This is a genomic window from Mycobacterium sp. (assembly GCF_035603715.1).
Taxonomy (GTDB): Bacteria; Actinomycetota; Actinomycetes; order Mycobacteriales; family Mycobacteriaceae; genus Mycobacterium.
Genome location: NZ_DATNJW010000039.1, coordinates 1 through 7,188 on the forward strand (window position 1 = coordinate 1; position 7,188 = coordinate 7,188).

Consider the following 7,188-nt stretch of genomic DNA (forward strand, 5'->3'; position numbering starts at 1 on the left):
AGCGTCTTTGGCATGCCCCCAATCGAATTCGTCCAGCTGGTCGCCGATCTGGGCTGCCGTTACATCACGACCGGGATGGTCGGGTTTGCTCCCATCAAAGCTCTTGATTACCAACCGTATTCGCTGCGCGACGATCCCCAACTCCGTGAGGACCTGCTCGCGGCGATGGAAGACCACGACGTGTCGATCTCGCTGGGGGAGGGTCTGCTCATCGCACCGGGCGTCGATGTTCGCTCCTACGCCGACGATCTCGACATCATGGCCGAGCTGCGGATCCCGCGAATCAACACCGTCAGCTTGGAACCGGATCGCGCACGCACCTTCGACGAGCTGGCCGCTCTGACTGCACTGGCCGCCGAACGGGGTATCGCCACGTGCGTCGAACCCGTTGTCGGCCTTAGCATCGCAGACCTACCGTCGGCCCTGGCCGCCGTCGAGTACGTCGACAGAGACGAGATCAGTCTGCTCATCGACACGATGCACGTGGCACGCTTCGGCGCTACTGCCGACGATCTTCGGTCGGTGCCTGCTCAGCGCATCGGTTACATCCAGTTGAGCGATACCACACTGCAGCCCAGGATGAAGATTTACGCCGAGGAAGCCATGTACGAACGGATGACGCCCGGCGAAGGGGAGCTGCCGCTGGCCGACATGCTCGCGGCCCTGCCGGATGATCGCGTCGTCGGCTTGGAGGTACCGATGCGTTCTCGCGCGGAGGCCGGGGTCAGCGCACACGACCGGTTACTGCCATGTGTCAACAGCGCCCGGGCCCTGCTGGCTGGTGCTCACGAAACCCGTTGAGTTTCAGCCACCTAAGCCTTTTTTGATCGCATCGTCTTGCTTCTGGCCGACCTCGGTGACGAATTCCGGCGGTGCCAGTGCAAAGGACGGGCCCTCGAACTCCAGGGTGACCATTGCGTTGCCCTCGGTGAACAGCAACACCGTCACTCCCTTGGAGTGGTCCTGCGGCAACCCCGAGATCGTCACGCCGCCGACCCCGACTTCAGCGTTCAATGCCTTGGTGCGGAGCGTTTCGCGATGCAGCGCCTTGGCCGAATCCAGCGCCGTGGCGGTCGCCTCCGCGTCCGGCAGGATCTGAATGGTGTCGATGATCGTGTGGCTGTGATCTTGGTCAGTGAAGGTGATCAATGCGCCCTTTTGGCCGTTCGGATCTTTGGTCGCCGGGCCGGCAGTAAACGCATCGGGTGCGTTGATGTCACTCGCCTTGATCAGCAGCTGGGTGTAGTCGGTGATCGCAGCATGGGTAGAGGTGCTGGATCCCGAGGTCGGCGTCGACGATTTCGAATGGCTGCTGCAGCCGGCGACCGACATCCCCACTAGCGTCGTCACGACGGCTGCCGTGGCCATCACCGTCCGGGGGATCCTCATTGCACCGTGCTCCTTACTCTAGGTAACGGCAACGGTATCCCACGGTGACGTGGCGCGCCGTCAGTCAGCTGGTTTAACGAGCACCAATAGCCCGCCTCAGCTAGAACAGTCCGGTCCGGCGAGTATTCCGCAGGTCGAAAGATCTTGGCTGACAGTAACTTTCAGCTAGACCGCGACGACGCCTTCGCGCGCGTACAGCCCGCTCCCGGTGATAAACGGCAGATCCAACGTCGTCCGGATCCCGGGCGGAGCGGCAAGCACAGCCGGGATGGCGTTGACGATCCGGCCGGCCGCACCCGCGATCGCCGCCTGGTTGTGGTCGCCGTAGCGGCTGCTCGGAACGATGTCGACGGCGTATGACGGCTCGCCGGTGATCTCGACACGATACGAACCGCCGCCCGAAGCCGGTTGCTGCCAGTCGGGCCGCAAGTCCGGCCGTAGCCGGGTGATGTGCTCGATGACGATCGCCGGATGCCCCTTGACCATGCCGCGAATCTCGAACTGCAGCGCGGCCAACGTGCCTTTGGCGACGTGGCCCACGGCGATATCGAAGTCCTCCGGCGCCGGCTCGCGTTGGTAGGACTCAGTGATCTCGTCGACCTCGATACCCAGACCGGCCGCCAGCTGTCTGATCGCGGTACCCCAGGCGATGCTGAGCACGCCCGGCTGTAGCAGCATCGGAATCTCGTCCATGGGCCGGGCGAATCCCATGTAGTGCATGACCTCCGCGCCGTCATAGCTGGCGTAATCGTGGATCTCCATGCAACGCACCTGCTCGATCCGTTGGCAGGTGCTTGCGAGGGCGAACGGGATCAAATCATTGGCAAATCCGGGGTCGACGCCGCTGATGAATAGGCTTGAATTGCCCTGCTGAGCAGCATCTTCCACACGAGCGATGTACTTCTCCGGCATCACCCCCCACGGGTACTGCAGCAGCCCGGGTGATGACCCGACGACATTGATACCGGAGGCGAGAATGCGCATGACATCGACCATCGCTTCCGGCAGCCGGGTGTCACCCATCGCGCAGTACACGACGCATTCGGGTCGGGTCGCGAGCAAGGCATCGAGATCGTTGACCGCCGTGATGCCGGTGGAGACATCCAGGCCGGCGAGTTCGCCGGCCTCCTTGCCGACCTTCTCGGCTGTCGAGACGCACACCCCAGTCAGTTCGAACTGTGGACTGGTGACGAGTTGAATCAACGCCAGCCGACCGACGTTCCCCGTACCGACGTGGGCGACCCGGATCGCCATAGATGTCCTCCGTCAATGGATGCGAGCGACAAACCGACCTCGACGCTAGTCCACGGCGAATGCCGGCGCGACGAATCGTTGCACTATCTCGCGTTCGGTGGCGGTATCCCCGGCGGGCCAATACAGCAGCGACATCACCACCCGGACCACCCATTGCGCGGCCTGCGGGTCTCGATCGGTCAACCCCGTGAGCTCGGTGGCGAAGCCGGCCAGCAGCGGGGACCCGGTGAGCCATACGACGTCGTTGGCCCGGATGGAGTTGAACATGAGTTGGCCTGCGGGATCGGCCCGGATCAATTTGAGCGCGACCGTGATCGCGGTGACGACCCGCTCCGGCCCACGCAGATTTTCGACGGTCTGACGGACGGTTTCGACGATCCGGGCCGCGGAGCGGGCGACCACCGCGTCACGAATTTCGGCCTTGCCGCCGGCGTATCGGTAGATGGTGGCCCGAGAACAGTGCACACGCGCCGCCAGTGTCTCGATGTCGAAGGCATCCGGCCCCTCTCGGGTGATGAGGTCGGTGGCCACGTCGTAAATGCGCTCGGCCGCGGCCTTGCGGCGGTCGCCGCCCACCACCCAGTCGTCACGGGGCATTGCCGGGCCTCCTGACGCCGGAGAATATCCAGCCATCCATTCTCTAATTTGAGACAAAAGTCGAAATTATTCTCAGTGTAGGCGCAGGTACGGCGGCTGTGTGAGACGAACCCCGGCGATGGGTGTGCACGCTCGGTTTTCGACTTCGACCCGCACCATTGACGGTGCCGCCGCTGCCCACCCAACCTGGACAAATGACGGTCTGCGATCCGATCGAGCTGTTCGACGCTGATTCCCTGCAGGATCCCTACCCGCTCTATGAACGGTTGCGCGCAGCTGGACCGGTCGGCCAGATCGGTGAGTCGGAGTTCTATGCGGTGTCCAGTTGGGACGCGGTTGTCGACGTCATCACCCGTGTCGACGAGTTCTCGTCGAATCTGACCGCCACCATGGTGTACCAACCAGAGGGCACGATCACGCCTTTCACCATGGCGCCCCTCGGCGATCCGTCGCACGCATTAGCCGTCGCCGACGATCCGGCGCACGCTTTACACCGCAAACTGCTGCTCCCTCACCTGGCGGGCAAGAAGATCCGCGCACTGGAAGCCTTCGTCGCCGACACTGCCGACAGGCTATGGATCGATGGCCTGCGCGCCGGGCGCACAGAATGGATGAGCGCCGTGGCCAACCGGCTGCCGATGATGGTGGTTGCCCGGCTGATTGGTGTGCCCGAGGCGGATGTCGACAAACTTGTCGAGTGGGGATATGCGGGCACCCAGCTGCTCGAGGGACTGGTCTCAGCCGACCAGCTCGCCGCCGCGGCCGCGTCGGTGATGGAGCTCGGCGGCTACATCACCGATCATTTCGCCCGGGCTGCCGCCGACCCGCAAGACAACTTGCTCGGCGACCTCGCCGCCGCCTGCGCCGCAGGCGAATTGGACAACGTCGTAGCCCTCTCAATGATGATCACGCTGTTCGCCGCTGGTGGCGAGTCCACCGCCTCATTGCTCGGCAGCGCCGCGTGGATATTGGCCTCACGGCCCGACGTTCAGCGGCAGATCCGCGAGAACCCGGAACTGCTGGGAGCTTTCATCGACGAGACGCTGCGGTATGAGCCGCCCTTTCGTGGCCATTACCGGCACGTCACTGTCGACACCGTCCTCTGCGGCACCGAACTGTGCGCAGGATCGCGCCTGCTGCTGTTGTGGGGTGCCGCCAACCGGGATCCCGCTCACTTTCACGCACCCGAGGAGTTCCGGCTCGACCGCGCCGGCGGAAAAGGGCACATCACCTTCGGGAAAGGAGCGCACTACTGCGTCGGCGCCGCGCTCGCGCGCCTGGAAGCCACGGTGGTGCTGCGTCGGCTGCTGGACAGCACCACTGTGATCGACGTCGCCGACGTAGGGCGTTGGCTCCCGAGCCTTTTGGTCCGTCGGCTCGAAAGACTCGAGCTGACGGCGGGTATCGCGGCCTAGCTCAGTTGCCGAAACCGTGTTGCGGTGCCGCGGGTTGGACGGCCGCTCCTTGCAGACGGCTTGCCGCGAAATCCACACCCTGGGAAATCACGCTTCCGTCGTCGGCATAGGTGTTATGTGCCGCGAAGTTCACCCCGTCAGAGCAGACCGGATCCTCGACGGCGCACACCTGGATGGTTTTCGCCTGATAGAGCGGCCCGATGACCAGTTTGGGCTGGCCGAGAAAGTTCATCGCGCGCACATTTGGCGTGCCGAAGAGCACGACCGCAGCGACGTGGTTGGCCACCGCAGGGTCCAACGGCTTGGGGATCGTCGCCGGGTCGACGTCTTGCGGCACCGAGTCGGGGACGGCGGGTGAGGTGACGAAGCCCGCGACCGCCGCGCCCTGCGAGTAACCGCCAAGCACGATCTTGGTATTGGGGCAGGTATTGACCTCGTTGATGACGTGCGACCCGGCATCCCGGATGCCGTCGAGTCCGGTCGACCACTGGTCGCTGGCCGGGTAGTTGACCGGGTAGACGTCCATCGACTTGCCGCCCAAGCGGCCGCGGAGCGCGTCGACGAAGGCTTGGCCGGTGGGGCCGAGACCCGGGTCCTCACCCGTACCGCGGGCGAAAACCACCTCGGTATCGGGACATGGCTGGGCGGACGCTGAGGGGATAGTTGCCGCAGGCAAGACCGAAGCACTAAGGCCCCAGGTTGTGATTACCGCGGCACCGATTAGGGAGGGGAGGCGACGGAGCATCATGGGGGTCAAGATTCCCACACAAATGCTTGTCCAAACTAAGAATTTTCTGGGCATCACCTGAACGATAAGGCACACCTGCGTACCCCCGCCAACGGAGAGTCAGGACGGCGCGTCGACGCTGGTCGGCGCGTCACTCAACTTGACCAGTCGCACGTCCGGCCGAACCGGAACCTCATCAGCGAGAAACCACCGGAAGGCGAGGTTCCCGCGGGGATAGTCAAGCGTGGTCAGGGAATTCGGATGTCCTGTCACTCCGCGGGATATGACGATCGTCACCGTGCCATCCGCATCGAGCACAGCACTGCGGCCGTTGATCGAGCAACGCGCGTCGGTGACGCCATGCGTGGCCATGAACTGGTTCCACACCACCAGATTCCAGAATCGACAGGGTGGGGGCCGGTGAGTGATGACAAGCGCCTCGTCCTCGTCGAGCACGAAACTGCCATAGGAATAGCAGGCGTCGCGGGCTGACCACCCGAAATTGGCGTCCGGCACTTGGTAGGGCTCGGCGAATTGGTTTGCTGCATGAGCGATCTCGTGGCCGAGCGCATGCGAATCGTCAACTCGCGCACCCACAGCCAGCGGCACGATTGCGAACATCGTGCGCATCCAGGCCGCACTTGCCCGAATCTTTGCCGCGGTCTCGGCGTCCCCGTGTCGAATGGGGTCGGGCTCATCGAGTGCCTCGATGTGCCAGTTGACCGCGCGCCCGGTCAGGGGATCGGCCTGGTAGTCGCGAGTCATCAGCACTGCCGCGTCCGGCGTCGGGCCGAGTTCGAACGCGAAGTTACCCGCGGCGTCGATGTCCAGGTCGTCGTCACGCACGATTGCCACGATGCGGTCCGACCACGCCCCCGGCGATGGTTCGTTGTAGGCCGTCAGCGAGAAGTAGACGCTGTCGCCACGGTTGCCGCTGATCCGATAACGGCGCGCGGGATCGACCGGACAGATGTAGTAGTAGGCATCGGTGTTGTCGCCTCCCCATCGCCGGTCGCGCCGGAACGGGGTGTTGACTTCCACGAACATCGGCCGGCTCGGCTCGCCGAACAAATAGGTGTCGAATGCGACGCCCAGCGTGGTCGCAAGCATCCGGTAGCCGTCGGCAATCTGCCGGTCGTCGGTGACGGCGCGCTCACCGTCTAGGAATGAGCGATCCAGCCCACCCAAGGTGTCCAGTAGCTCACGCCATGCGGCGGTGGACTCGTGCTCGCTGTCGGTCATGCGCTGATTCCTCTCGTTATCAGTGCGGCGGTGCGGTCGACCCAGGAACCATCAAGCGCATCCCCACGGGTGAGCAGCGCCAGAAAGGTGGTGCCGGCGACCACCTCGACCATCTCCGCAGCGGTGATGTCGGGCCGTGCCTCGCCACGTTCGACAGCGTCTGCCAGGCGGTCGGTCAGCCCGTGCGAAAGGATGTCGCCGAAGCGCTCCAGCAGAGCCGAGTGCAGCGTCAGATCGGCGGCCATCTCGCCCACCAGGCCCGGCAGGGCGGCCCGCGCAGCCGGGGTGGTCAAAACGTCCGCCGTGCGGCGGACCATTTCACGCACATCCCCGGCCAACGATCCGGTGTCTGGAAGCACGGTGGCGTCGCCGATCGGGAAAACCGCCTCGTGAACGAGGTGCGCCTTGCTGGGCCAGCGCCGGTAGATCGCCGGTTTGCTGGTGCCGGCCCGCCGTGCGATCGCATCGACCGACAAGTCGGCGTAGCCGGTTTCGGCGAGCAGTTCGACAGTCGAGCGCATGACCGCGCCATCGATGCGTTTGTCGCGGGGGCGGCCAAGCTCT

General features: G+C 64.4%; 8 protein-coding genes. 2 read left to right on the top strand and 6 right to left on the bottom strand.

The genetic code is table 11. The features are described from left to right. A partial coding sequence (locus VN856_RS01500; protein WP_325685449.1) for a sugar phosphate isomerase/epimerase family protein occupies nucleotides 1-801 on the top strand: 801 nt, incomplete at its 5' end. Between the two features lie 3 nt (nucleotides 802-804). On the opposite strand, the gene VN856_RS01505 is transcribed toward VN856_RS01500, so the two are convergent. From VN856_RS01505 to VN856_RS01515, 3 genes are all read right to left on the bottom strand, one after another. Further along, entirely contained in the window at nucleotides 805-1,389 is a 585-nt protein-coding gene (locus tag VN856_RS01505) for a hypothetical protein (RefSeq protein WP_325685450.1), read from the bottom strand. A gap of 165 nt (nucleotides 1,390-1,554) precedes the next feature. Beyond that, the gene (locus VN856_RS01510) at nucleotides 1,555-2,643 is read right to left on the bottom strand and encodes a diacylglycerol kinase (protein WP_325685452.1); all 1,089 of its coding nucleotides are present in this window, start codon (nucleotides 2,641-2,643) and stop codon (nucleotides 1,555-1,557) included. 45 nt (nucleotides 2,644-2,688) lie between these two features. Next, nucleotides 2,689-3,240, bottom strand: coding sequence for a TetR/AcrR family transcriptional regulator (locus VN856_RS01515; protein WP_325685454.1), 552 nt, complete (start codon nucleotides 3,238-3,240; stop codon nucleotides 2,689-2,691). Nucleotides 3,241-3,434: 194 nt separating this feature from the next. Between VN856_RS01515 and VN856_RS01520 the strand changes: the two genes are divergently transcribed. Then, a complete protein-coding gene (locus tag VN856_RS01520; protein ID WP_325685456.1) occupies nucleotides 3,435-4,655 on the top strand; it encodes a cytochrome P450 in 1,221 nt (406 codons plus the stop codon). Nucleotide 4,656: 1 nt separating this feature from the next. Here VN856_RS01520 and VN856_RS01525 read toward each other — a convergent pair whose 3' ends face one another. The 3 genes from VN856_RS01525 to VN856_RS01535 all read right to left on the bottom strand — a co-directional run. Further along, the gene (locus tag VN856_RS01525) at nucleotides 4,657-5,403 is read right to left on the bottom strand and encodes a cutinase family protein (RefSeq protein ID WP_414686846.1); all 747 of its coding nucleotides are present in this window, start codon (nucleotides 5,401-5,403) and stop codon (nucleotides 4,657-4,659) included. Nucleotides 5,404-5,502: 99 nt separating this feature from the next. Continuing rightward, nucleotides 5,503-6,624 carry a DUF1214 domain-containing protein gene (locus tag VN856_RS01530; RefSeq protein WP_325685458.1) on the bottom strand — a complete coding sequence of 374 codons (1,122 nt, stop codon included), beginning with the start codon at nucleotides 6,622-6,624 and terminating at the stop codon, nucleotides 5,503-5,505. Next, the coding region (locus VN856_RS01535; protein WP_325685460.1) for a TetR/AcrR family transcriptional regulator at nucleotides 6,621-7,188 on the bottom strand (568 nt) is incomplete at its 5' end. The genes VN856_RS01530 and VN856_RS01535, both read right to left, overlap by 4 nt.

Bases quoted from the DNA above. Each gene is read 5' to 3' on its own strand.
- VN856_RS01505 (WP_325685450.1), bottom strand. From the start codon at position 1,389: ATGAGGATCCCCCGGACGGTGATGGCCACGGCAGCCGTCGTGACGACG.
- VN856_RS01510 (WP_325685452.1), bottom strand. From the start codon at position 2,643: ATGGCGATCCGGGTCGCCCACGTCGGTACGGGGAACGTCGGTCGGCTG.
- VN856_RS01515 (WP_325685454.1), bottom strand. From the start codon at position 3,240: ATGCCCCGTGACGACTGGGTGGTGGGCGGCGACCGCCGCAAGGCCGCG.
- VN856_RS01520 (WP_325685456.1), top strand. From the start codon at position 3,435: ATGACGGTCTGCGATCCGATCGAGCTGTTCGACGCTGATTCCCTGCAG.
- VN856_RS01525 (WP_414686846.1), bottom strand. From the start codon at position 5,403: ATGATGCTCCGTCGCCTCCCCTCCCTAATCGGTGCCGCGGTAATCACA.
- VN856_RS01530 (WP_325685458.1), bottom strand. From the start codon at position 6,624: ATGACCGACAGCGAGCACGAGTCCACCGCCGCATGGCGTGAGCTACTG.